Source organism: Nitrosomonas sp. TNE100, from assembly GCF_055387135.1.
In genome coordinates this window covers 439,005-463,437 of record NZ_AP040997.1, presented here as the reverse complement: position 1 = coordinate 463,437, position 24,433 = coordinate 439,005, and the positions used below count along the sequence as shown (strand labels likewise).

Below are 24,433 nucleotides of genomic sequence, written 5' to 3'. Positions count from 1 at the left end.
AGCACTATAGGGAGCAAAGAATACCCAATGGTTAAACCCAATAACAAAACTACCGATCACCTCGGCTTCGAAACCGAGCTGTTCAAAGCCGCTGACAAGCTGCGCGGCAATATGGAGCCCTCCGACTACAAGCACATCGCGCTCGGATTGATCTTCTTGAAATACATCTCAGGCGCCTTCGAGGCCCGCCACGCCGAACTACTGGCTGAAGACACGCAAGCGGCAGAGGACAGAGACGAATACCTGGCTGACAACGTGTTCTGGGTTCCCAAGGAAGGACGCTGGTCGCACCTTAAGGCCAATGCCAAGCGCCCTGAAATCGGCACCCTGATCGACGACGCCATGCGCGCCATCGAGCGGGACAACGAATCTCTCAAGGGCGTACTGCCCAAGGACTACGCCCGCCCGGCGTTGAACAAGGTGATGTTGGGTGAGCTGATCGACCTGATCTCCGGCATCGCCATGAACGAGAGTGGCGACAAATCAAAAGACGTGCTCGGCCGCGTCTACGAATACTTTCTCAGCCAGTTCGCCGGTGCCGAAGGCAAGCGCGGCGGCGAGTTCTACACCCCGCGCTCGGTGGTTCAAGTACTGGTGCAGATGCTCGAGCCCTATCAGGGGCGTGTCTACGACCCCTGCTGCGGCAGCGGCGGAATGTTCGTGCAGAGCGAGAAATTCGTGCTGGAGCATGGCGGGCGCATCGGCGACATCGCCATCTACGGCCAAGAGAGCAACTACACCACCTGGCGCCTCGCCAAGATGAACCTCGCTGTGCGAGGCATCGACTCCGATATCCGATGGAACAACGAGGGCAGCTTCCACAAGGACGAGCTGCGTGACCTGCGCTTCGATCACATTCTCGCCAACCCGCCTTTTAATATCTCCGACTGGGGCGGTGACCGCCTGCGTGAAGACCCGCGCTGGCAATTCGGCGTGCCACCGGTAGGCAACGCCAACTACGCCTGGCTGCAACACATCTACTGGCATCTCGCGCCCTTCGGCACTGCCGGCGTGGTGCTGGCCAACGGCTCCATGAGTTCCAATCAGAGCGGCGAAGGCGAGATCCGCAAGGCTATGGTCGAGGCCGACGCGGTGGACTGCATGGTCGCCCTGCCCGGTCAGCTTTTTTACTCCACCCAGATTCCCGCTTGCCTGTGGTTTCTTGCCCGTGACAAATCCAACGGCAAGCGCGGCAAGGAAACCCTGCGCGACCGGCGCGGCGAGATCCTATTCATCGACGCCCGTAATATGGGCTCCCTGGTGGACCGCACCCGGCGTGAGCTCAGTGATGCCGATATTCAGAAAATCGCTGATACCTACCATGCTTGGCGTGGCAAGCAGGAGGATGGGGAGTACACGGATATTCCCGGCTTTTGCAAGAGCGCAACCCTCGAAGAGATCCGCAAGCACGGCCATGTGCTAACACCCGGCCGATACGTCGGTGCAGCAGAACAGGAAGACGACGGCGAACCATTTGAGGAAAAGATGCTGCGACTCAGTGCCCAGTGGCGCGAGCAGCAGCAGGAAGCGGCACGGCTGAATGCAGCGATTGAGGCCAACCTGAGGGAGATTGGGTATGGCGGTTGAGTGGCGTGACGTCGCGCTCGGCGACCTTTTTAAGGTGAAGCACGGCTTTGCCTTCAAGGGCGAGTTTTTCACTGACCAGCAGCAGTCTGAGATTCTGGTCACACCAGGCAACTTTGCCATTGGTGGCGGCTTTCAAGACGATAAGCGCAAGTACTACCGTGGTCCTGTACCAACAGATTACGTGCTGCAGCCTGGCCAGATCGTCGTGACGATGACCGACCTTAGCAAGCAATCAGACACACTTGGGTTTGCGGCGAGGGTTCCGAATGACGCTAATATGTGGCTCCACAATCAGCGCGTAGGCCTGCTCGTTTTCAACCCATCTGCTGAAGCTGATGCTCGATTTGTCGAGTACTTGCTCCGATCTCACGAATATCGTGCTTGGGTAATTGGCTCCGCGACAGGGACAACAGTCAAGCATACGTCCCCATCTCGAATCGAGGCATTCAGGACGCTAGTTCCACCACCTAGCGAACAACGCGCCATCGCCCACATTCTCGGCACGCTGGATGACAAGATCGAACTCAACCGCCGCCGCAACCAGACCCTGGAGGCCATGGCCCGCGCCCTGTTCAAGGACTGGTTTGTTGACTTCGGTCCCGTCCGCGCCAAGATGAGAGGTCGAGAACCCTATCTGCCCGCCGATCTCTGGAACCTCTTTCCAGACCGTTTGGATGATGAGGGGAGGCCTGGAGGGTGGGAGACGGTTCCCGCGAGCGAGCTTATCGAGTTCAACCCGAGCGAACCTCTGCGCAAGGGCACGCCCGCGCCTTACCTCGATATGGCCTCTCTCCCAACATCAGGCAGTTGGCCTGAACCACCAGTCACGAGGAACTTCGGTAGCGGGATGCGGTTTCGGAACGGCGATACATTGTTGGCGCGAATTACGCCATGCCTTGAGAACGGGAAGACCGCATTCGTTCAGTGCCTGCCTAATGACACAATCGGATGGGGATCGACGGAATACATCGTCATGCGACCCAAATCACCGGTTCCAGCCGAGTACCCATACTTGCTTGCGCGAGACGATGCTTTTCGAGAACACGCGATTAGAAGCATGACCGGGACATCTGGTCGTCAGCGCGCACAAGGGGATTCGGTCGCGGCATTCAAGCTCGCCTCTCCACCCGACAAAAACGTCTGGCATGCCTTCGCAAAACAGGTTATGCCTCTCTTTGAGAGCATCAAGTCCAATGCCAAGGCAAACGAAACCCTCGCCCAACTCCGCGACAGCCTACTACCCAAACTAATCTCAGGTGAGCTGCGCATCAAGGATGCCGAAATATTCATGGCAGGAGCCAATGCATGATTGAGTCGATAACCCTCACTGGCGCTGCCAGCTACACAGGCCCAGCCGTGATACTCAACGGCCTATCACAGATCAACTTCGTGTACGGTTCAAATGGCAGTGGCAAAACGACAATCAGTCGAGTTATCGCCGATCAGGCGGGTCATCCTACCTGTACTGTAGGCTGGAAAGGTGGCTTACCAGTTCAGGCTATGGTCTATAACCGTGACTTCGTAGAACGCAATTTTGACCAATCCACTGATTTGAAAGGCGTCTTCACGCTGGGCGAAAACCAGGCTGAAACTTTGGGCAAGATTAAAGCGGCCAAGACTGATCTTGATGAGCTCAAGAGCAAGATTGAGAACCTGACTAATACGCTTCACGGCGATGATGGGGCAAGCGGTAAAAAAGGCGAACTTTCCGTGCTCGAAAATGCACTCAAGGAGAAGTGCTGGACGCAGAAGCAAAAGCACGATGCCAAGCTGCATGGGGCTTTCGAGGGCTATCGAAATAATAAAGAGGGCTTCAAAACTAAAATCCTTCAGGAGCTAGCGGTCAATACATCAGCCCTTTCCCCACTGACTGACCTCGAAAAGAAATGTGCGTCCATATTCGGAACAACACCCACGACTGAGCCAGCGATACCCGCCATCGACGCAGCCACACTAATCGCGCATGAAACCAATCCAATCCTGAAAAAGCGTGTTATCGGCAAGGAAGACGTTGATATCGCCGCCATGATCAAGAAGCTTGGAAACAGTGACTGGGTCCGTCAGGGTCGAAGCTACTACGACATCAATGATGGCATCTGCCCCTTTTGCCAGCAGAGTACAGATGAAGCTTTCGCCAAGAGCCTGGAGGATTATTTTGACGAGTCATTTATTACTGAAACAAAGGCAATTGACGAGCTCGCGAGCAACTACATAACCAATGCTGAGCGCCTGCAACAACAGATTAATGGGATCGTTGATGCTCCGTCACGGTTCCTCGATATCGAAAAACTGAAATCGGAGAAGCAACTGCTTGAGTCCAAAATCACGATTAACATCCAGCGTCTTGCCGAGAAGAAAAAAGAGGCGAGTCAAATAATAGAACTGGAATCTTTGGGCAATGTCATCTCCGAAATCAAGTCACTGATTGATGCGGCTAATACAGAAGTCAGCACCCACAACACCATGGTGAACAATCTGGCGCAAGAACGACGCACCTTGACATCGCAGGTTTGGAAGTTCGTTCTGGATGAGTTGAAAGCTGACCTTGAGGACTATCAGAACAAGGCTGAAGCAATCAAAAGGGCGGTTAATTCTCTTGACGAGAAAATTACTGCGAACAACACCAAAAAAACGCAGAAAGAAGCCGAAATCCGTGAGTTAGAGAAGCAGACAACCAGCGTTCAGCCAACGATAGATGCCATTAACACACTACTTCGGTCTTTCGGCTTCAACGGGTTCTCCCTAGCAAAAGCGGAAAACGGCACGTCATATAAGCTCTTGCGAGCGGATGGTTCGGATGCAAAAGACACCTTGAGTGAGGGCGAGAAGACTTTTGTGACCTTCCTATATTTTTATCATCTTCTGAAAGGTAGTGATACCGAAAGCGGCATGACGACGGACCGCATCGTGGTTATTGATGATCCTGTTTCCAGTCTGGATAGTGACATCCTTTTTATAGTTGGAAGTCTGATTAAGGGGCTTTTCGATGAGGTTAGATCAGGTGCTGGCCTTATCAAGCAGATATTCGTACTCACCCACAATGTCTATTTTCATAAAGAGGTGACTTTCAATCCGAAACGGACTGAAAAGGCAATGAACGAAGAGACCTTCTGGGTGGTTCGCAAAGCCGGACTCGTGTCGAGGATTGAGCGGCACGAGTCTAATCCTATCAAGACATCCTATGAATTGCTTTGGGCTGAAGTGCGCCGACAGGATACCTCAAAACTCACCATCCAAAACACACTGCGGCGGATTCTTGAAAACTATTTCAAAATTTTGGGTGGGGTTGATCCAGACAAGCTTTGCGCCATGTTTGAAGGCAAAGAAAGGCTGATATGCAAGTCACTTTTCTCGTGGGTAAACGATGGCTCCCACTTTGCCCATGATGACCTGTACATAGCTATCGACGATGCAACTGTTGATAACTACCTAAATGTTTTCAGGGCAATTTTCGAGAAAGCGGAGCATTTAGCGCATTATAGGATGATGATGGGAGAGGCGTATGATGACGAAGCAGCAGACCAGGCTGCGGTGGCAATGCAATGACCCTCTTTCCAATCAGCTCCGCGCATTGGGCATGCGAGCGCGCCGGGCTGGAGTCGCTCGCGCTGGTAGACAGGCACGTAGTGGTCATCCATGAAGTGTCTACCACCTCAGTCAAGCGCATCAAGATTCCCAAGACTCACATCGGCCTAAACCTGCACGTCATGCTCTCTTCCGAGATGATACACCGAGGGCGGACGCAGCTTATGTTGGAAGGGGCACATTCATGACTATGGATTGGTGCCCCGGCATTCGCGAGGCGTGTAATCACTGGCGCAATGCTCCAATGCTGCAGCAGAATCTCGAAGCGCTGGAACAGACCCTCGACCAGAACAATGATGCCTGCATTGACTGCGCGAAGACCATGGTTGAGGTGGTCTGCCGGGTTATTGTCGAGAGTTTCCATACGCCGCTGACGCCACTCAAGCCGGTGCAGGAGACGCCCAGACTTTCCGACTGGCTAAGCGCTGCCGTGCGCGCGTTGAAGCTTGGCGATATCCGAGACGAAAAGTTCAAAAAGCTGGTGTCGAGCCATCACAAGCTGGCTGGCGCGCTCAACGATCTGCGAAATCAGGCCGGCCCAGCAAGTCATGGCAAAGACCCATACCTAGAGCGACTGGCAATCCACCACCGTCGGTCAGCAGTGCTCGCCGCCGATGCCATTGTGGCCTTTCTGCACAAGGCCTATCTGGACGCCCAGCTGGACCCCAGCAGTTCGCGCGAACCTTGGGCGCGCTTCGCCGACGACAACGTGCTGATCGATGAGCACGTAGGACTGGCCGTTGAAACCGACGACGAAGGCCTGACCAGCCTGCAATTCCTACTGCCGGGCGGAGATGTTCTGCCACTATCCATCGAAGTGAGCCGTTTGTTGTATCAGTTAGACCGCGAGGCATACGTGGAAGCTCTGAACGCTGCGCGTAGTGCCAACAGCGAGGCAATGGACCATACAAGCCACTCCTCACTGCTGGGGACTGAGGCACATGACGAAGAGGAGAATCCATGAAAGCCACCGAAGCCAAACTTCTGGACTTTTTGAAAAAATCTCCGCAGTTCATTATTCCGATCTATCAGCGCACCTACTCCTGGAATGAGCCTCAGTGCCAGCAATTGTGGGACGACATTCTACGTGCCGGCAGTGACGATAACGTTGGTGGGCACTTCATCGGCTCAGTGGTCTATATCGAACAGGGTTTATATCAGGTTTCCAGTCAATCACCCTTGCTGGTAATTGACGGACAGCAACGCCTTACCACGGCCATGCTGATTATTGAGGCGCTGTGCCGCCATCTAGGTAATGAAGAACCCATCGATGGTTTCTCCGCGAAGAAGCTGCGCAACTATTACTTGCTCAACCCGCTGGAAGACGGCGAGCGTGGTTTCAAGCTGCTGCTGACACAGACCGACAAGGACAGCCTGTTGGCGCTGCTCCGGCAAAAGCCCTGGCCGGCCCAGCCTTCCCTGCGCATTCAGGAGAACTTCGCGTTTTTCGAGCAGAAGGTGAAGACGCTAACTGACCTCAAGCCGCTGTGCCAAGGGTTGGCTAAGCTGATCATTGTGGATATTGCGCTCAGCCGCGACCAAGATAACCCTCAACTGATCTTCGAAAGCATGAACTCCACCGGGCGGGCGCTAAGCCAGGCCGACCTAATCCGCAACTTTGTTTTGATGGGGCTAGAGCCCGAGCACCAGACCCGGCTTTACGAGGATCACTGGCGACCGATGGAGGTCGCCTTTGGACAGGAAGGCTATGGCGAGCATTTCGACTGGTTCATGCGCCATTACCTGACGGTGCGCACGGGCGAGCTGCCCAAAATCGGCGATGTTTACGAAGCCTTCAAGGCCTTTGCCCGAACCCCGGCACAGTCGGCAGCAGGGGTAGATGCGCTAGTAGCCGATATCCACAGGTTTGGTGGTTATTACTGCGCCATGGCACTGGGACAAGAGACCGACAAGAAGTTGGCCGAGGCGTTTCAGGATCTGCGCGAGTTAAAGGTCGATGTGGCCTACCCTTTCCTACTGCAACTCTATGATGACTATGCTAAGGCTCAGCTGAGCAGCGATGATTTCATCGCTGCTGTGCGCTTGGTGGAGGCCTATGTGTTCCGGCGTGCAGTGTGCGCTATTCCCACCAACTCCCTGAACAAAACCTTCGCCAACTTCGGTCGAGCCTTGAAAAAAGACCGCTACCTGGAAAGCATCCAGGCCCATTTTCTCGGTTTGCCGTCCTATCGGCGCTTTCCCAATGATGAGGAGTTTAAGCGCGAGCTGAGCGTGCGCGACTTGTATAACTTCCGCAGCCGCAGCTATTGGCTGCGCCGACTGGAGAACCACGGTCGCAAGGAGCGGGTGCCTGTGGATGAGTACACCATCGAACATATCCTGCCACAGAACGAGACTCTTTCAGCCAAATGGCGCGAGGCGTTGGGCCACGACTGGCAGCGGGTGCAGGAGAGCTGGTTGCACACTCTTGGCAACCTGACGCTCACGGGCTACAACACGGAATACAGTGACCGTTCCTTTGCCGACAAACGCGACATGCAAGGTGGTTTCAAACAAAGTCCACTGCGTGTGAACGAGGGTCTTGGTGTTCTGGACACTTGGGACGAGGCAGCGATCCAGGCACGTGCCCAGCGCCTGGCCACGCAAGCGGTGGCAGTGTGGCCTGCCCCTGCTCTGAGTGCAAACGTGCTCGACGACTATCGGAAGCCCTCACCTGCCAACGCCGCATATGATTTAAGCAATCACCCACAACTTGCTGCAGGCTCACCCATGCGGGGAATGTACGACGCGCTGCGCAAGGAAGTAATGGCTTTAGACCCCGGTGTAACCGAAGAAGTGCTCAAGCTTTATATTGCCTTCAAGGCCGAGACCAACTTCGTGGATGTAGTGCCACAAAAAAGCCGCCTGCGCCTTTCCCTGAACATGGCCTTCCATGAGCTGCATGACCCCAAGGGCAAAGCCAAGGATGTGACCAACCTCGGCCGCTGGGGTAACGGAGATGTTGAAGTAGGGCTAAGTACGCTGGATGAATTGCCCTATGTCATGGGGTTGGTGCGCCAATCCTTCGAGAAGCAGATGGGAAATGACGGGGGGAACGCATGATGGTTTTTCTCTCCGAAGCCCAATTGGAAACCGCACTGCTTGACCAACTGACCTCGCTCGGCTTTGCCTGTGCAACAGATGAGATGATAGGCCCGGATGGCAGCGAACCGGAGCGTGATGCCTATGATGAAGTCGTGCTGAAAAGTCGACTTGGTGATGCTGTGGCGCGCCTGAATCCAACGCTGCCTCCCGAAGCACAGGCAGACGCCATACGCCGCCTGACACAGTCGGAATTGCCCAACCTGTTGGAAGAGAACCGCCGAATCCATCGCCTGCTGATCGATGGCGCGGAGGTTGAATACTATGGTGATGATGGCGTGCTCACAGCAGGCAACGTGCGCCTGATCGACTTTGAGCAGCAGAGCAACAACGACTGGCTGGCGGTGCAGCAATTTACGGTGGTTGCCGGACAGGTCAAGCGACGGCCAGACGTTGTGCTGTTCGTCAACGGCCTGCCGCTGGCCGTTATTGAGCTCAAGGCCCCTGGCGGCGAAAACGCCACCCTGACAAGTGCCTTCAATCAACTACAAACCTACAAGCAGCAGATCCCGGCACTGTTTCGCAGCAACGCACTGCTGGTGACCTCTGATGGTCTGTCGGCGCGGGTAGGCTCATTGTCGGCGAACCAAGAGCGCTTTATGCCCTGGCGCACCACGGACGGTCAGCATATTGAGCCCAAGGGTTCGCCTGAGATGGCCACCCTGATCGAGGGCGTGTTCGAGCGGGGGCGTTTTCTCGACTTGTTGCGTCACTTCACGGTATTCGGTGAAAGCCCATCTGGATTGATCAAGATCATCGCCGGTTATCACCAGTTCCACGCCGTCAAGAAAGCCGTGATTTCTACGTTAAGGGCCAGCCAGTTCGCCGTTGCTGAAGACCCCGCAGTCTACGGCTTGCCTAGTGTGAAGGACCAACCGCCCGGCGACCGGAAAGCGGGAGTTATCTGGCATACCCAGGGCTCGGGCAAGAGTTTGTTGATGGCCTTTTATGCGGGGCTGCTGGTATTCGAGCATCGCATGGCCAATCCCACTTTGGTGGTGCTAACTGATCGTAATGATCTCGACGATCAACTTTTTGCCACCTTCGCTATGTGCAAGGACCTTATACGGCAGACACCTGTTCAGGCGGAGGACAGGGAGCACCTGCGTACCTTGCTGTCTCGCGCTTCCGGTGGGGTTATCTTCACCACGCTACAGAAGTTTTCGCCAGCCGCCGATGAAACGGATTTCCCGGTGCTGACTGATCGTGCCAATGTGGTGGTGATCGCGGATGAAGCACACCGAAGCCAGTATGGCTTCAAAGCCAAAGTCGCCAGCAAGACCGGCGAGATTGCTTACGGCTTCGCCAAATACTTGCGCGACGGCCTGCCTAACGCCTCATTCATCGGCTTTACGGGCACTCCCATCGAAGCGACTGACGTCAACACACCTGCTGTCTTTGGCCATTACATCGATATCTACGACATCAGCCGTGCCGTAGAAGATGGTGCGACCGTACCCATTTATTACGAATCGCGCCTGGCCCGCATTGAACTTGATGACGATGAGAAGCCGCGTATTGATGCGGAAATTGAAGCCCTACTGGAAGACCAGGACGAATCCAGCGCCGAACGCACCAAACAGAAATGGAGCACGGTGGAAGCTCTGGTAGGCAGCGATAAGCGCCTGGCATTGATCGCAAACGACCTAGTGCACCATTTTGAGGACAGGGTAGTGGCGCTCGATGGCAAGGCGATGGTGGTATGCATGAGCCGGCGCATTTGCGTGGCACTTTATGACGAGATCACCAAGCTGCGGCCTGCATGGCACAGCGAGGATGACAATGCCGGTGAGGTAAAGATCGTCATGACCGGCACTGCCAGCGACCCTGTTGAGTGGCAGCAACATATTGGCAACAAAGCGCGACGTGACTTGTTGGCCAAGCGGGCTCGTGACCCTAAAGACCCGCTCAAGCTGGTTATCGTGCGCGATATGTGGCTGACCGGCTTTGATGCGCCCAGCATGCACACCATGTATATCGACAAGCCGATGCGCGGCCACGGTCTGATGCAGGCTATTGCTCGCGTTAACCGCGTATTCCGTGACAAGCCGGCGGGCTTGATAGTGGATTACATTGGCATTGCCCAGAATCTGAAAGCGGCACTGGCGCAGTACTCCAAACCAGACCAGGACAAGACCGGCATCGACGAAGCCGAAGCCGTGGCGGTGATGCTGGAGAAGTACGAAATCGTGCGCGACATGTTCCACGGCTTCGACTACCGCAGTGCTCTGGGTGGCACACCCGGCGAGCGACTAGCCATGATGGCCGGCGCCATTGAATGGATACTCGACAAGCAGCAACAGTGGGCGGCTGCCGAAAAAACACCAGAAGCCAAGAAGCAGGCCCAGCGGCGCTTTGCCGACGGGGTATTGGCTTTGTCCAAAGCCTTTGCGCTGGCGTCGAGTTCTGATGAAGCACGCACCATCCGCGAGGAGGTGGGATTCTTTCAGGCCATCCGGGCCGCTTTGTCGAAGACCGCAAGCGGTAGCGGTGGAACGCGTCAGGACCGGGAGATGGCCATTCAGCAGATTGTTAGTCGAGCTGTTGTGTCGACGGAAATCGTCGACATCCTGGCGGCGGCTGGCATCCAAACCCCTGACATCTCCATCCTCTCCGACGAGTTCCTGCTCGAAGTACAGCAGATGGAGAAAAAGAACCTCGGCCTGGAGGCGCTACGCAAGCTGCTGAACGATGACATCCGCTCACGCACCCGCACCAACGTGGTTGAGACTCGCGCTTTCACCGAGCGGTTGGAAGACGCCATTGCCCGTTATCACGCCAATGCTATCACCACCGCCGAGGTGCTGCAGGAACTGATCAATTTGGCGCAGGACATTCGCGCTGCACGTAATCGCGGCGAGGAACAGGGCTTATCCCTTGATGAGATCGCCTTTTACGACGCGCTGGCGGAGAACGAATCTGCTGTGCAGGTGATGGGTGACGACAATTTGCGGGTTATCGCTCACGAGCTGCTGGTCAGCCTGAAAGAAAACATTGCCGTTGACTGGGCCCACCGTGAATCGGCCCGGGCGCGGCTGCGCGTGCTGGTCAAGCGCATCCTGCGCAAATATGGCTACCCACCCGACCTGCAGGATGCGGCGGTGCAGACCGTATTGCAGCAGGCGGAGGCATTGTCGTCAGAATGGAGTGTGGCTGGATATGGATGAAACCTGATTGGAATGATTTATGGCTGAAGTCCGGGTAATCATCTAATAGCAAGGAATACAACGACAGCACTGTCTTTCAGTATATTCTTCCCATCTGGCGTCTCTCTGATATCTGGCTGTTTACTCATGCCAAACTTACATTCTGTATCCGGAGCTCGCTTGAGCCGACCAGAATTTCTCTACAACTTCCACCATGGCTGTTCTGACTTCTTCCAGCGACAAGCTGCCATCCACTACTCTGATCCGTTCAGAAAATTGTTTGGCGCGTTGCAGATAGGCTTGTCGCACACGCTCAAAAAACAGATCTGGTTCCAGCTCAAAGCGATCGGCCGTTCTGGCGGATTGTACCCGCTGGCGGCTGATTGTCACCGGTACGTCGAAGTACACCGTCAGATCAGGAGAAAACCCTTTCTGCACCCATTGTTCCAGAATTTCCAGCCTGGCTGATGGCACTCCCCTGCCGCCGCCCTGGTAGGCAAAACTGGCGTCAGTAAAACGATCTGAAATTACCCAGGCACCACGCTCCAATGCTGGCAATATCACTTTGTCCAGATGCTCTCTCCGCGCGGCAAACATCAACAACGTCTCGGTTTCAGCGTGCATCGCCTGGCGATGATCCAGCAACAATTGCCGTAATTGTTCACCCAGCGCGGTGCTACCTGGTTCACGCGTCACGATTACCTCCAGCCCCTTATCACGCAGGAAACTCGCCAGCCAGGCCAGATGGGTGCTTTTCCCCGCCCCGTCTATCCCTTCAAAAGTAATAAATTTTCCGCGTTGCAAGATAGTCACTCAATTAAAATGGTTAACGGGCGTTTTTATGGCGGCACCCTTAAAATTTCAGAACTCATGCCGGCAATTCAATCATATCCATGCTAATCAATACGGACGGTTACCTCGTTCACGCCAGATACATTCCTTCTCCCAATTGCGATGAACGGCCGGACGGGAATGATATCAGCCTGCTGGTCATCCATGCCATCAGCCTGCCCCCGGAAGAATTTGGCGGCGAAGGCGTCATTGAACTGTTTACCAACCAGATCAACCCTCAAGCACACCCGTATTATCAAGAGCTGACAGGATTAAAAGTCTCCAGCCATTTTTTTATTCGCCGTGATGGGGAAATCATCCAGTTTGTCCCCTGCACGCTGCGTGCCTGGCATGCCGGCGTCTCCTGCTGGCAAGGCCGCACCCGGTGCAACGATTTTTCCATTGGTATTGAGCTGGAAGGCAGTGATAATCAACCATTTGCACCAATTCAGTACGCCCGTTTGGTTAAACTCACCCAAGCACTACAGGCAACCTACCCTATTCATGACATTGTCGGGCACGTCGATATTGCGCCACAAAGGAAAACTGACCCAGGCCCCCGCTTTGACTGGCAAAGCTACCGGGAAGCACTCGAAATAACCCGGTAGTTTGCAGGTGATGCACTATGCTTGCCCGCCCTGCATCACCACCAGATTCAAACAGAGCCCGGCAATCAGCCAACCAGTTTCATGGAATTAACTGGCCTGGCCAGGTTCTTGCAAGTCCAGTTCCCGCGCGCAAAAACAAGTGCCAGCCAGCCCAGCATCAGCAAAAAAAGTGTTCCCGGCGCAGGGATGGCCCGGGCAAAAACAGAGCCAAACAGAGCGTGCGCTTGCGTGGTAGGGTGCAGGTCATCCCAGTATACGTATTGATCCGGGTTGCTGCATCGCACCCCTCCTGCCTGAAAAGCCAGGCAGCTTGCCTGTGCATTGGTAAAACCATACGCAGCCGGGTCACCAACAATCCGATTGAAAAAGGAATAGGTATCAAATTGGAGAATTTCAGCAACAGGAAACTGCGTACCCAGCGCTGCCAACTCGGAAGACAGCACCGTATTAAACGTGGTGGAGAATAATGTGGCCAGCCCTTGCACATTTCCTTCTGCAGCCAGCGGTGTCAGGCCCAGATCAGGCAGGTTGGGCACAAAAAAATGAGTGGCTCCAGCCGCCATGAGTTTGTCTACATTGGCTGCGATATTCTGCGCTGCAGCAGTGGGGGAATCTAATGTCAGAAAATCATTTGCTCCACCCCAGACAAAATACAACGCATCCGGATCAGCCACTCCTCCCGAAGCAAACAGATAACCTCCAATTTCCAGACTAATGCCAGGTAATCCGAAAATGCCGGATGAGGTTGCAGACCCTCCATCACCATAGTTACCGATACCACTGGTTGCTCCAGCGACGGAGAAATTAAAAAAATTGCCTGAATTAGCGCCACCAGGCAGGATTGAATTTGCCAGATATTCAACCGCTACCGGTCCATTGGAGTAATGCCCACCCACATAAGGTGGACAGGGATGGGTGGGATCACAATTATTTCCCAGCAGCTTGTAAATACTCGTTACCGCAGTCGGGCTGTTACCGCCATCCGAGAGACTATCGCCAAACGCGTACAGGCTGGTAAACGGCGTTGCCCAGACAGCTCCGGACAACATGAAGGCCAGGAAAAGCACACCCATTATCAGTTTTTTCACAATTTCTCCTCATGGCAGATTGATTGAAAAAGATACTACTGTATGCATTTTGAATCCCTGGAAACCTTTGCACAACTCTGGAATGCTTCAGAATACGGCAGCAGTAGCTATCGAGAAACTGGTATTCAGTTGCTGGCGTGCATGTTCGGCGGCAAAGCGCGGCAATGGGCTAGGTACAAAAGCTCGCACTGATTCACCCCGCGCGGTAGAAATGACGAGAGTGCCACGGGTTATTTTCCTGGAAACTCACTTCAGCTGAATTTCCCATGTAAATGCCGACTAACAATTCATTCAAACCGACGCCGCTTCGCGTCCTGCCTTAATTCCCACGTTATGCGCTCAAAATCGATCAAACCAACTGAAGAAAAGTGATAGCTATAAATGTCAAAGAGTTCGTTTTGATAATTCTCACACTCAGTGTTACCGGTTCGGTAATAGCTGCTGACCTGAGTTGCCGCAAAGATTCATTCGCTACAATCCATTGTAGTAGTAACGCATAATAATTTATCCATGCAGATACCGGCCTGCAGCTCATACCGCTGATTTTGGGCATTAAACCTTCTTAGTCAAACTAGACGATGCTTCTATTGCAGACTGCGAAAAACCAGTGCCTGGGCAAATAAATAACCGGCAACACCAATTACTGCGACAAGCATGAGGGAGCACGCTAGTATTCTCCGACGCCGGTCAAGTGGTAAATTCCAGTCAATTCGCCCGGTTGCAGCGAGCCATTCATTCACGCTGATGCCCACGATCAGCCACAGCAACCCCACCAAATAGCCCGCCCAGACATCGCTCAGGTAGTGTACGCCGAGCACAATGCGGCTGAGTCCGATCAGAAAAATAAATCCCATCATGGCAAAGCATAATTTGATCCGTGTATCCCACTTCTGCACAGATCTGATCAGCAAATACCCCAGAAATCCATAGAAAGCGACTGACAGGGTGGCATGGCTGCTTGGGAAGGAATAGGATGGTTCAAGCAGCACAGCGCCATCCGGCCGGAGCCGCTGAAAAATCAATTTGTTCAGCACACTGAACAGGGAGGCTCCCAGTAACGAAGTTATCAAGCCTATGGCAGCAAATCTGCGGTTCACCAGCCATAGCAACAAACATGCCACCACCAGTAATATGCCGATTATCGGCGGTGCACACCAATTCGTAATCCAGATGGCAACAGGAATAAGTTCTGGCGCACGAAATGTGGAAATCAACCGGGCAGCAATATGGTCAACCACAACGATCGAATCGGAAGTAGCGACATCTTCAGCAACTTCTACAAGCAAAACCAACGTAACGGCAAGCGACAAGAAAAGAAGTGTCAGTGGAAGGCCGAAAAAATGGGTGTAATCAGCACGCTCCGCCAGAAACCGGATGCTGCCGGGATGTCGGCGCATCCACCGGTGCACGTATGGATTGCAAATAAACTTGCTCTTGAGTACATGGCCCAACGATACCGTTGCCCGCCATAACCTGTTGCCATAGCGAAGCAGGTAATATTGGACAAGCCACAGCATGATCCAGGCGGCCAATATGGCCAGCAACGCTGCCAAAAAAGCTACCCCGCCAAGCATATGAAAATGCTCAATTGAAAGCAGAACAGTTACAAAGAATTGCTCCATCACCGAAAATTGACAGTAGGATTAAATTTTTCCAGCATATACTCTGATTTCTATTTCTCTCTGCAACCACACGCCTCTACATACGTAATTGTTACAATTATTGTGTGATCATGATTCATTTTGTGGAAACCTGCCGTGAAATAGCTTACAACCTGCTTAATATTTACTTACCAGATCTGACAGTGCACTGTACCGTCATCTAAATTAAATCCGCCGCCATTGAAAAAGATACCGCCGTATGCATTTTTAATACGAATACAAATTACACGAGTAATTGAATTGTTTAGAAATACCTTGATGATAAAATCCAGAAATTCATTTCTAGTAAACAGGTAGGTAAATCACAAAATGATCGGAATCCTGATCATCAGTCATGAGCAGTTTGGGGCCAGTCTGATTGACTGCGTCATCCATATTCTGGGCGAGCGTCCCCCGCTGTTGCTTAATCATATTGTGTCCCCGGCTGCAGATCCGGATACTGAGGCGATAAAGTTGCAGGCAGTACTCAAGCAGCTGGATCAGGGTGACGGTGTTCTGATTCTGACGGATATTTTGGGCGCCACGCCAGCTAATATCGCTTGTAGGCTGATTCAGGATGGGCGCGTTGAATGCCTGGCCGGGCTAAATCTGCCCATGTTGTTGCGTGCGGTACAACACCGGCATATTCCCCTGCCACAGCTGATTAACAAAGTTCTGACAGGCGGACGGGAAAGTATCCTTCATATATCGCAGGAAACCGGCAATGCCAACTGAGACGTTAACTATCCTCAATAAACTGGGTTTGCATGCGCGTGCATCAGCCAAACTGACACAACTGGCAGAGAGGTTCGAGAGTGAAGTCTGGTTGACACGCAGCGGTCGCCGGGTAAATGCCAAAAGCATCATGGGTGTCATGACGCTTGCCGCCAGCAAGGGTACAGTGGTCGAGCTGGAAACGATCGGACCCGATGCAATTCAGGCCATGGAAGCATTAAAAGCGTTGATCAATGATTACTTCGGGGAAGGTGAATGAGTTTCATCCTCCATGGTGTCGGTGTGTCCGACGGAATTGCGATCGGACGTGCTCATCTGGCCTCGTCAGCAGCGCTGAACATCCTTCATTACCAGCTGCCAAAGGATCAAATTGATGCTGAATTGGCACGGTTACACAACGCATTTTCCACCGTGCGGCTGGAGCTGGAAACACTAAAGAGTTCTACTGTACAAGGAGCTGGACCGGCTGAATTCAATGCATTTCTGGAACTGCACCAGATGATTCTGGATGATCCGATGTTTTCCCAGGCTGCACTGGACATTGTAAAGCAAGCGCAATGCAACGCCGAATGGGCAATTACACAACAAATGGAAGTCCTGGTTGCACGCTTCGAGGAAATAGAAGATGCCTATTTACGTGAACGCAAAACCGATGTTGCCCAGATAGCTGAACGGGTTCTGAAGGTGTTGCTCGGACATCCGGGGTATACGCCCCCGCCGGTGAAACAAGATGGCTCCGGTATTCTGGTAGCACATGATTTGAGTCCGGCTGATGTCATGCAATACAAGCAGTATCAATTTTCTGCCTTTCTGACAGACATGGGCGGGCCAACCTCGCATACCGCTATTGTTGCACGCAGTCTCAATATTCCATCGATCGTGGCTATGCAGCACGCCCAGCAGCTTATCCGCGAGAATGACAATCTGATTGTGGATGGCAATCAGGGCATCGTCATTATCAACCCGGATAAATATATCCTCGCCGAATATCGTCTGAAGCAAAACCAGCTTGAGCTGGAGAAACGCAAACTCTGGCGTCTCCGCTTTGTAGCAGCAGTGACACGGGATGGTACTCCGGTGGATTTGCTTGCCAATATCGAACTGCCGCAAGAAGTCGAGCGGGCAAAAGAACATGGCGCAACCGGAATCGGTCTGTTTCGCAGTGAATTTCTGTTTTTGAACCGGGATGATCTGCCGGATGAAGAAGAACAGTTTGAAGCCTATTCCACGGTGATCAAAGGCATGAATGGATCACCTGTCATCATTCGTACGTTTGATCTGGGTGCGGACAAGAATCTCAGAAGCGCCTATCGCATGGCTCCCAATCCGGCGCTTGGCCTGCGTGCGATCCGGATGAGCCTGGCCGAACCAGGCATGTTTCTGGCGCAACTGCGCGCCATTTTGCGCGCTTCAAGCCTGGGCCATACCCAGATCCTGATTCCGATGCTTTCCAGCAGCCGGGAAGTTGATCAGACACTGCAAATGATCGAATTTGCCAAGCAAAGTTTACGAGATGAAAACAAGCCTTTCAATGAAACTATTAAAATCGGCTGCATGGTGGAAATCCCGGCAACTGCGCTGAGCCTTGAGCTATTCATGCGCAAACTGGATTTTTTATCCATCGGCACCAATGATCTCATTCAGTACACACTGGCAATTGACCGGACCGACGAAACCGTTGCGCATCTGTTTGATCCGCTGCATCCGGCCATTTTGCGATTATTGGCTCGGATCATCCAGAGTGCGACAAAAGCCGGCATACCGGTTTCTATCTGCGGAGAAATGGCAGGCGATGCAAAATATACCCGTCTGTTACTCGGGATGGGGCTACGGCAGTTTTCCATGTATCCCACACAGCTACTGACTGTGAAACGGGAGGTACTGGATAGTTCTTTGCCCGATATTTCGCGTCTGATACAAAAGATACTCAAGGCGGACGAGCCGGAGAAAATTCATGATCTGCTGCAGAAACTTAATAGCTGATACATCCACCTCCCTAAGGAATACTGAATTTTCAGTAATACAATTAGATACAATGAGCATTCATTTTTCACATCTACAGTCAGTTTTATTATTTTCAGATGTTCATGCAAGATTCTGATTCTATCGGTATCGTCTCGGCGCGACGCGTACATTTTGACACCCCACTCAGCCTGAAAAGCAGGGCTGTACTGGACAGCTATGAACTGGTCTATGAAACCTACGGAGAGTTGAACCCGGAGCGATCCAATGCAATTCTGGTCTGTCACGCATTATCCGGCAACCACCATGTGGCTGGTGTTTACGCAGATAATCCCAAGAATACCGGATGGTGGAACAACATGATCGGTCCAGGAAAACCGATTGATACCCGGAAATTCTTTGTCATCGGCATTAATAATCTGGGTGGCTGCCATGGTTCTACCGGCCCCATCAGCATTAATAACAGAACCGGAAAACGCTACGGCCCGGATTTTCCGCTGGTCACAACAAGTGACTGGGCAAAAACCTATGTGCGTTTTGCTGACCAGTTCGGTATTGATTGTTTTGCTGCCATCATTGGGGGCAGTCTTGGGGGCATGTCGGCCATGCAACTGGCGCTTGATGCTCCGGAAAGAGTGCGCCATGTCGCGGTGATCGCCGCTTCTGCCAGATTAACGGCACAGAATATTGCTTTCAACGATGTGGCACGACAAGCGATTCTGACCGATCCGGATTTTCATGGCGGAGACTATTATTCCCATGGCACCCACCCGCGCAGAGGGCTTCGCCTGGCCCGTATGCTCGGTCATATCACCTATCTGTCGGATGATTCCATGGCCAGCAAATTTGGCCGCGAACTGCGTAATGGCTCGCTTGCATTCAATTATGACGTGGAGTTTCAGATTGAATCCTACCTGCATTATCAGGGAGATAAATTTGCCGATCTGTTCGATGCCAACACTTATCTGTTGATGACAAAAGCGCTGGATTATTTTGATCCGGCACAGGATTATGATGGCAACCTGAGTGCAGCGTTTGCGCGTGCACAAGCAGATTTCCTGGTACTCTCATTCACCTCTGACTGGCGTTTTTCTCCGGAACGCTCACGCGAGATCGTCAAAGCACTGCTCGACAATAAACTGAATGTCAGCTATGCGGAAATACCTTCCACATACGGGCACGACTCTTTTCTCATGCAGGATGACTACTACCACCAGCTGGTGCGCGCCTACATGGATAACATCTCTATCTAGCAGAACCGGTTAACGGTTTCTTATTTGGACATGACAACAACTGAAATCAGCAGATCGGTCCTGACATTGCGGCCGGATTTCGCCACTATCGCAGCCTGGATCAAACCAGGATCCAGCGTGCTTGACTTGGGTTGCGGTGACGGGACGTTACTGCACTACCTCGGTAACAAGCTCGATGTACGCGGCTACGGCGTGGAAATCAGCGCTCACAATATTCTGGCGTGCATGCAAAAAGGAATCAATGTCATACACAGCGACCTTGAATCCGGCCTGTCCGGGTTTGAGAATGCATCGTTTGATTATGTCATCCTGTCGCAGACATTACAGGCGATGAAAAACACAGAAAATATCATTCAGGAGATATTGCGCGTTGGCAAGGAAGGTATCGTCTCTTTTCCCAACTTCGGTTACTGGAAAAACCGCTTGCAGGTTGCTGCCGGACACATGCCAGTTTCATCCAATCTGCCTTATCAATGGTATGACACCCCGAATATTCACCTTTGTACCTTGCACGATTTCGAGCAACTATGCCAGAAACACAAAGTGAACATCCTGGAAAGGCGAGTAATGAATCATGATAAAAAGGTCGCATTCTTTCCCAATCTCTTCGGTATTCTTGCGTTTTATCGCTTTGGCCACGCAGCGTAACTGGCAACTCAAATTGATGTGATGGAACAGGCAAGATGAGCGGTGCGATTTGCCAGCTACTTCAGCACGATAAAAGTCTATGCCCAGATCATCATGCACTCACCAGGCAGCACTGGCTGCCATGCCGGTACCAAAACAAGTCTATACATACTGCCCGGCTACGTAACCCGAGGACCAGGCCCACTGGAAGTTAAAACCACCCAGGTGACCGGTAACATCCACCACTTCGCCGATAAAGAACAGGCCAGATTGTTTGCTTGCCTCCATTGTCTGCGAAGACAACTCACGTGTATCTACCCCGCCCCGAGTCACTTCAGCCGTCCGATAACCTTCAGTACTAACCGGTTTGATATGCCAATCATTGACAGCACTAGCCAGCGCCGCAAGCCGGACATCGGACAAGTTGGCCAATGGCCCGCTATCATTCCGTTCATCACAAATACTTTGGGCAAGTCGCCTAGGCAAGATTTCCGCTAATACATTGTTGATATGCAGCCTGGGCTGACGTTGTTTTTGCACTTTTAAAAATGCCAACACATTCGTACTTGGTGCAAGATTGATCACAATCGGCTCTTCCTCCTCCCAATACGATGAGATTTGCAAAATGGAAGGCCCGCTCAACCCTCGGTGGGTGAAAAGCAATCCTTCAGCAAAAATCTGTTTCCCGAAACGCACATCCGCCTCGACCGAAAGCCCGCTCAATGCCTGACAACGTGCCAACAATGCTCCATCGAAAATCAACGGCACCAGCGCCGCGCGCGGCTGAATCACGTGCAACCCGAATTGTTTGGCAACCTCATAGCCAAAATGCGTCGCTCCAATCTTGGGAATCGAAAGGCCACCAGTCGCGATCACCAGCGAAGCACAAGTTTGCTCGCCCCGATTGGTTTTAAGCCAATAACCGCCCGCAACTGCTTCAATGGCACGCACCTGCACCGAGGTTTCCAGCTTCACACCTGCCTCATGCGCTTCCGCCAACAACATAGCGATAATCTGTTTGGCGGAATCATCGCAAAACAACTGCCCCAGCTTCTTTTCATGAAAAGCGATACCGTGCCTGCACACCAGTGCAATGAAATCCTGCGGCGTATAGCGCCTAAGTGCCGATTTGCAGAAATGCGGATTCTGAGAAAGGTAGCTTTGGGGCTGGGTATGCAGATTGGTAAAATTGCAGCGCCCACCACCAGAAATACGAATCTTCTCGGCGATCTTGGCGCTATGATCGATCAACCACACCTTGCGCCCTCGCTTGCCAGCCTCAATCGCACACATCAATCCGGCTGCGCCAGCACCGATGATAATCACATCAAAAGAATGAGCCATGATAGTTAAATCGGTGGGGATCAACCGTAAAAAAGAGAACCAAACAAACCGGGTATTCTACAAAAATTCAATCGAAAGAATAGTCAAAGAAATCCAAGCAGGACAACGACAGAACACCTGATACGATGTGGTTATTCCGCCTCTATACGTTAGTTATATTGTGATTGAACAATGATTGGTACTGCCAAACGTTTACTTGGAATGAAAATGAAGCATGCCAGTTACTTCATCACGATAAAAATCAATGCCCAGGCCCACTTGTGTCTACCTGTTCGTAGGGCTATCCAAGAAATTTGGCTGCCACTACACTTTGATCTAAGCCTGGCGCCGTTTCAATATCAGCCTAATCAGGCAACTACCACGGCTTCGGTATCGAGTGGTACTCCCTTGAATTCCAACGAAGCTCAAGCGTGTGGAGATGGAGCGTGACATATTTATTGGCAAAGGCTACGGCCTGGTTTGTAAACAACCATGATTAATTGAGAAAGTGTATCAATTGATCAAGACAAACTGGGGGCAATTGATTCAACCGGCGCCCACAGCGATGGATATTCGCCGCGATGCTCTTGTACCAGGCGAACAGATCATTCACGAACTCCAGGGGTAAATTTGGTCTGTCCAACTAAAACTCTCAAGTACTCCAATCAGGAAATGTAGCTGCTGTATCAGGGATACGATCTCAGAAAATAGATTATAAGTACCGTGGCAGTGCTTAAAAGAAGTGCTCTCGTTGCCGTTATCCTCTATGTTACTAATCCTGTACCGGAACTGTCATGCAAGCCACATACAATTCCTGGCTGGTTGGCTTGTCACTTGTGGTGGCCATGCTTGCCTCTTATACCGCTCTTGACCTATCGAGCCACATTTCTGCATTGACGCGTCCCAGGCTGCGTTATGTGTGGCTTGCCGGCGGCGCAGCAGCAATGGGCATTGGTATCTGGTCTATGCATTTCATTGGAATGCTCTCTTTTTTGCTGCCTACCCCACTCGGTTACGATTTCGCAACTACCGTCTATTCGCTGGTGATCGCCATACTGCTTTCCTATTCTGTGCTGTATGTGGTCACGCAAACAAAATTGACGATTTCTCGCCTCCTCATCGGCGGCACCCTGATGGGTTTGGGTATCTCCAGCATGCATTACACCGGCATGGCCGCTATGGAGATGCAACCTGCGATTCACTACGATCCGCTGCTGTTCGGTATCTCGGTTGTTATTGCCATTATTGCAGCCAATGCTGCACTGTGGATTGCTTACATTCTCAGCGATGCAGATCAAACCCATCTGATTGCTAAGCGTATCGGCGCAGCGTTCCTGATGGGTGTCGCGATTACCGGGATGCACTACACCGGCATGGCCGCCGCCTATTTTCCACCCGGATCAACTAGCGGCACAGCCAACGATATCGATTCGCAATGGCTCGCCACTACCATCATTTTGCTCACATTCCTGATCCTGATCATTACACTCACACTATCTCGCTACGATGCGAGGGCAAACTTTCTTACTGGCTCAGTATCCCGCCTCAACGACCAGATCGTCCGCATGGCAACATTTGATGCCTTGACGGATTTGCCAAACCGCTGGACGCTTATAGAGCGGATGGAACGTGCGATTGAAATTTCCAGGCGCGATGGGAATATGTTTGCCATCCTGTTTATGGATCTCGATGGATTCAAGATCATCAATGATTCTCTTGGGCATTCAGTTGGGGATGAAGTCCTGAAGGCGTTCGCGCTAAGGTTGCTGCATTGCGTGCGCGGCAGCGACACGGTCGCCCGGCTGGGAGGTGATGAATTTGTGGCACTGCTTGAAAATATCGCGACTACGGACGATGCCTCAGAAATGGCAGATAGCATACTCAGCCGCATGCGCCAAGGTCTATGGGCCAATAACCAGCCTCTACAGGTGATGCCAAGTATCGGAATTACATTATTTCCACAAGACGGCGATACCGTTGAAAAACTGCTGAAGAACGCGGATGCCGCGATGTACGAAGCAAAACGGGGTGGGCGCAGCACCTATCGATTTTTTGAGACGAGCATGAATGAAGCGGCCACTCGCGCGCTGCAGATTCAGCGTGTCTTGCACGAAGCACTCAAAGTTGGCTACTTTTCTCTGTATTTTCAGCCAAAATTCCGTGGCAGCAATAGTGAGCTAGTCGGTGCCGAGGCGCTACTCCGTCTGCGCCATCCAGAATTCGGACTTTTACCACCGATAGAGTTCATCCCGATCGCTGAACGTTCCGGGCAAATCATCCCAATAGGTTACTGGGTGGTGCGCGAAACTTGCCAACAACTACGCCGCTGGAAGGAAGACGGCTTGCCAGCAATCAAGGTGGCCATCAATCTGTCTCCCAGGCAACTGGAGCAACCGGATCTGATCACAACGATGCTGGATATCGTCCGATCTGAACAAATCCCATGCGAACAGATCATGTTTGAAATCACGGAAACCGTGGCGATGCAGGATGCACCCAAAACGACTGATATGATCCGTAAGTTCCAGGAAAACAACTTCGAGATTGCCATTGACGATTTCGGGACAGGTTATTCGAGCCTTGCCTACTTGCAACGCTTCCGTGCCAAGCAACTGAAGATAGATCGTTTTTTCACCAGTGGTATGGATGAGTACGGACATGAAGGCAGCGCCATCGTTTCTGCAATCATCAAACTTGCCCATACACTCGGAATGGATGTGGTAGCTGAGGGCGTCGAGACCGATTCGCAGCTCACGAAATTAAAAAGCATGATGTGCGATGAAGTACAGGGATTCCTGCTGGGCAAGCCTGTAACAGCAGACGAATTTAGTGAACTGCTACACCAGCATACATGTAATGACCTACATTTAAAGCTGACTCAACCAGCATTCAGCGCGATTTTGAGCCGGAAATAACTACAATTATCCATGCGCTAGAGCATGGGTT

19 protein-coding genes are annotated in these 24,433 nt (G+C 52.3%); 15 read left to right on the top strand and 4 right to left on the bottom strand.

Annotated features, from left to right (window positions below; all coding sequences use genetic code 11):
- The first annotated feature begins 27 nt into the window (after nt 1-27).
- From ACZ5EJ_RS02245 to ACZ5EJ_RS02215, 7 genes are read left to right on the top strand one after another with little or no spacing between them, the layout of a single operon-like run.
- A complete protein-coding gene (locus ACZ5EJ_RS02245; RefSeq protein ID WP_074709956.1) occupies nt 28-1,587 on the top strand; it encodes a class I SAM-dependent DNA methyltransferase in 1,560 nt (519 codons plus the stop codon).
- Entirely contained in the window at nt 1,577-2,896 is a 1,320-nt protein-coding gene (locus ACZ5EJ_RS02240; protein ID WP_074709953.1) for a restriction endonuclease subunit S, read from the top strand. The genes ACZ5EJ_RS02245 and ACZ5EJ_RS02240 overlap by 11 nt, the downstream gene beginning before the upstream one ends.
- Entirely contained in the window at nt 2,893-5,133 is a 2,241-nt protein-coding gene (locus ACZ5EJ_RS02235) for an AAA family ATPase (RefSeq protein WP_074709950.1), read from the top strand. The genes ACZ5EJ_RS02240 and ACZ5EJ_RS02235 overlap by 4 nt, the downstream gene beginning before the upstream one ends.
- On the top strand, nt 5,130-5,360 hold the full coding sequence (locus tag ACZ5EJ_RS02230; protein WP_074709947.1) for a DUF4411 family protein: 231 nt from the start codon (nt 5,130-5,132) through the stop codon (nt 5,358-5,360). The genes ACZ5EJ_RS02235 and ACZ5EJ_RS02230 overlap by 4 nt, the downstream gene beginning before the upstream one ends.
- Nucleotides 5,357-6,136, top strand: coding sequence for an abortive infection family protein (locus tag ACZ5EJ_RS02225; protein ID WP_074709945.1), 780 nt, complete (start codon nt 5,357-5,359; stop codon nt 6,134-6,136). The genes ACZ5EJ_RS02230 and ACZ5EJ_RS02225 overlap by 4 nt, the downstream gene beginning before the upstream one ends.
- The gene (locus tag ACZ5EJ_RS02220) at nt 6,133-8,235 is read left to right on the top strand and encodes a GmrSD restriction endonuclease domain-containing protein (protein ID WP_074709942.1); all 2,103 of its coding nucleotides are present in this window, start codon (nt 6,133-6,135) and stop codon (nt 8,233-8,235) included. The genes ACZ5EJ_RS02225 and ACZ5EJ_RS02220 overlap by 4 nt, the downstream gene beginning before the upstream one ends.
- Nucleotides 8,235-11,441, top strand: a complete 3,207-nt coding sequence (locus ACZ5EJ_RS02215; protein WP_074709968.1) for a type I restriction endonuclease subunit R — start codon at nt 8,235-8,237, stop codon at nt 11,439-11,441. Before ACZ5EJ_RS02220 ends, ACZ5EJ_RS02215 begins: the two co-directional genes overlap by 1 nt.
- 135 nt (nt 11,442-11,576) lie before the next feature.
- Here ACZ5EJ_RS02215 and tmk read toward each other — a convergent pair whose 3' ends face one another.
- The gene (gene tmk, locus ACZ5EJ_RS02210; RefSeq protein ID WP_011633653.1) at nt 11,577-12,224 is read right to left on the bottom strand and encodes a dTMP kinase; all 648 of its coding nucleotides are present in this window, start codon (nt 12,222-12,224) and stop codon (nt 11,577-11,579) included.
- Between the two features lie 89 nt (nt 12,225-12,313).
- Between tmk and ampD the strand changes: the two genes are divergently transcribed.
- Nucleotides 12,314-12,859 carry a 1,6-anhydro-N-acetylmuramyl-L-alanine amidase AmpD gene (gene ampD / locus ACZ5EJ_RS02205; protein WP_074709939.1) on the top strand — a complete coding sequence of 182 codons (546 nt, stop codon included), beginning with the start codon at nt 12,314-12,316 and terminating at the stop codon, nt 12,857-12,859.
- Between the two features lie 65 nt (nt 12,860-12,924).
- Here ampD and ACZ5EJ_RS02200 read toward each other — a convergent pair whose 3' ends face one another.
- Nucleotides 12,925-13,947 (bottom strand): SGNH/GDSL hydrolase family protein, encoded by a 1,023-nt coding sequence (locus ACZ5EJ_RS02200; RefSeq protein WP_083386871.1) that lies wholly within the window; start codon nt 13,945-13,947, stop codon nt 12,925-12,927.
- A 42-nt stretch (nt 13,948-13,989) separates the two neighbouring features.
- Here ACZ5EJ_RS02200 and ACZ5EJ_RS02195 point away from each other — a divergent pair, with 42 nt between their 5' ends.
- Entirely contained in the window at nt 13,990-14,139 is a 150-nt protein-coding gene (locus ACZ5EJ_RS02195; RefSeq protein ID WP_160803451.1) for a hypothetical protein, read from the top strand.
- 392 nt (nt 14,140-14,531) lie between these two features.
- Here ACZ5EJ_RS02195 and ACZ5EJ_RS02190 read toward each other — a convergent pair whose 3' ends face one another.
- Nucleotides 14,532-15,569 carry a phosphatase PAP2 family protein gene (locus ACZ5EJ_RS02190; RefSeq protein ID WP_464557370.1) on the bottom strand — a complete coding sequence of 346 codons (1,038 nt, stop codon included), beginning with the start codon at nt 15,567-15,569 and terminating at the stop codon, nt 14,532-14,534.
- A 348-nt stretch (nt 15,570-15,917) separates the two neighbouring features.
- Between ACZ5EJ_RS02190 and ACZ5EJ_RS02185 the strand changes: the two genes are divergently transcribed.
- From ACZ5EJ_RS02185 to metW, 5 genes are all read left to right on the top strand, one after another.
- Nucleotides 15,918-16,322, top strand: a complete 405-nt coding sequence (locus ACZ5EJ_RS02185; RefSeq protein WP_011633648.1) for a PTS sugar transporter subunit IIA — start codon at nt 15,918-15,920, stop codon at nt 16,320-16,322.
- Nucleotides 16,312-16,581 carry an HPr family phosphocarrier protein gene (locus tag ACZ5EJ_RS02180; protein WP_011633647.1) on the top strand — a complete coding sequence of 90 codons (270 nt, stop codon included), beginning with the start codon at nt 16,312-16,314 and terminating at the stop codon, nt 16,579-16,581. Before ACZ5EJ_RS02185 ends, ACZ5EJ_RS02180 begins: the two co-directional genes overlap by 11 nt.
- Nucleotides 16,578-18,305 (top strand): phosphoenolpyruvate--protein phosphotransferase, encoded by a 1,728-nt coding sequence (ptsP, locus tag ACZ5EJ_RS02175; RefSeq protein ID WP_011633646.1) that lies wholly within the window; start codon nt 16,578-16,580, stop codon nt 18,303-18,305. Before ACZ5EJ_RS02180 ends, ptsP begins: the two co-directional genes overlap by 4 nt.
- A gap of 98 nt (nt 18,306-18,403) precedes the next feature.
- On the top strand, nt 18,404-19,537 hold the full coding sequence (gene metX, locus ACZ5EJ_RS02170; protein WP_011633645.1) for a homoserine O-succinyltransferase MetX: 1,134 nt from the start codon (nt 18,404-18,406) through the stop codon (nt 19,535-19,537).
- A 30-nt stretch (nt 19,538-19,567) separates the two neighbouring features.
- Nucleotides 19,568-20,185: a methionine biosynthesis protein MetW gene (gene metW, locus ACZ5EJ_RS02165; protein ID WP_011633644.1), complete on the top strand. Its 618-nt coding sequence runs from the start codon at nt 19,568-19,570 to the stop codon at nt 20,183-20,185.
- A gap of 141 nt (nt 20,186-20,326) precedes the next feature.
- Here the strand turns inward: metW and ACZ5EJ_RS02160 are convergent, their stop codons facing one another.
- Complete coding sequence (locus ACZ5EJ_RS02160) at nt 20,327-21,508, bottom strand: BaiN/RdsA family NAD(P)/FAD-dependent oxidoreductase (RefSeq protein WP_074455419.1); 1,182 nt, start codon at nt 21,506-21,508, stop codon at nt 20,327-20,329.
- A 773-nt stretch (nt 21,509-22,281) separates the two neighbouring features.
- Here ACZ5EJ_RS02160 and ACZ5EJ_RS02155 point away from each other — a divergent pair.
- Nucleotides 22,282-24,402 carry a putative bifunctional diguanylate cyclase/phosphodiesterase gene (locus ACZ5EJ_RS02155; RefSeq protein ID WP_074455418.1) on the top strand — a complete coding sequence of 707 codons (2,121 nt, stop codon included), beginning with the start codon at nt 22,282-22,284 and terminating at the stop codon, nt 24,400-24,402.
- Nucleotides 24,403-24,433: the final 31 nt, after the last annotated feature.

Excerpts from the sequence above, each read along its gene's own strand:
- ACZ5EJ_RS02180 (WP_011633647.1), top strand. The coding sequence starts at position 16,312 with ATGCCAACTGAGACGTTAACTATCCTCAATAAACTGGGTTTGCATGCG.
- metW (WP_011633644.1), top strand. The coding sequence starts at position 19,568 with ATGACAACAACTGAAATCAGCAGATCGGTCCTGACATTGCGGCCGGAT.
- ACZ5EJ_RS02225 (WP_074709945.1), top strand. The coding sequence starts at position 5,357 with ATGACTATGGATTGGTGCCCCGGCATTCGCGAGGCGTGTAATCACTGG.
- ACZ5EJ_RS02190 (WP_464557370.1), bottom strand. The coding sequence starts at position 15,569 with ATGGAGCAATTCTTTGTAACTGTTCTGCTTTCAATTGAGCATTTTCAT.
- metX (WP_011633645.1), top strand. The coding sequence starts at position 18,404 with ATGTTCATGCAAGATTCTGATTCTATCGGTATCGTCTCGGCGCGACGC.
- ACZ5EJ_RS02215 (WP_074709968.1), top strand. The coding sequence starts at position 8,235 with ATGGTTTTTCTCTCCGAAGCCCAATTGGAAACCGCACTGCTTGACCAA.
- ACZ5EJ_RS02155 (WP_074455418.1), top strand. The coding sequence starts at position 22,282 with ATGCAAGCCACATACAATTCCTGGCTGGTTGGCTTGTCACTTGTGGTG.
- ACZ5EJ_RS02235 (WP_074709950.1), top strand. The coding sequence starts at position 2,893 with ATGATTGAGTCGATAACCCTCACTGGCGCTGCCAGCTACACAGGCCCA.
- ACZ5EJ_RS02185 (WP_011633648.1), top strand. The coding sequence starts at position 15,918 with ATGATCGGAATCCTGATCATCAGTCATGAGCAGTTTGGGGCCAGTCTG.
- ptsP (WP_011633646.1), top strand. The coding sequence starts at position 16,578 with ATGAGTTTCATCCTCCATGGTGTCGGTGTGTCCGACGGAATTGCGATC.
- ACZ5EJ_RS02245 (WP_074709956.1), top strand. The coding sequence starts at position 28 with ATGGTTAAACCCAATAACAAAACTACCGATCACCTCGGCTTCGAAACC.
- ACZ5EJ_RS02220 (WP_074709942.1), top strand. The coding sequence starts at position 6,133 with ATGAAAGCCACCGAAGCCAAACTTCTGGACTTTTTGAAAAAATCTCCG.
- ACZ5EJ_RS02160 (WP_074455419.1), bottom strand. The coding sequence starts at position 21,508 with ATGGCTCATTCTTTTGATGTGATTATCATCGGTGCTGGCGCAGCCGGA.
- ACZ5EJ_RS02195 (WP_160803451.1), top strand. The coding sequence starts at position 13,990 with ATGCATTTTGAATCCCTGGAAACCTTTGCACAACTCTGGAATGCTTCA.
- ampD (WP_074709939.1), top strand. The coding sequence starts at position 12,314 with ATGCTAATCAATACGGACGGTTACCTCGTTCACGCCAGATACATTCCT.
- ACZ5EJ_RS02240 (WP_074709953.1), top strand. The coding sequence starts at position 1,577 with ATGGCGGTTGAGTGGCGTGACGTCGCGCTCGGCGACCTTTTTAAGGTG.
- ACZ5EJ_RS02230 (WP_074709947.1), top strand. The coding sequence starts at position 5,130 with ATGACCCTCTTTCCAATCAGCTCCGCGCATTGGGCATGCGAGCGCGCC.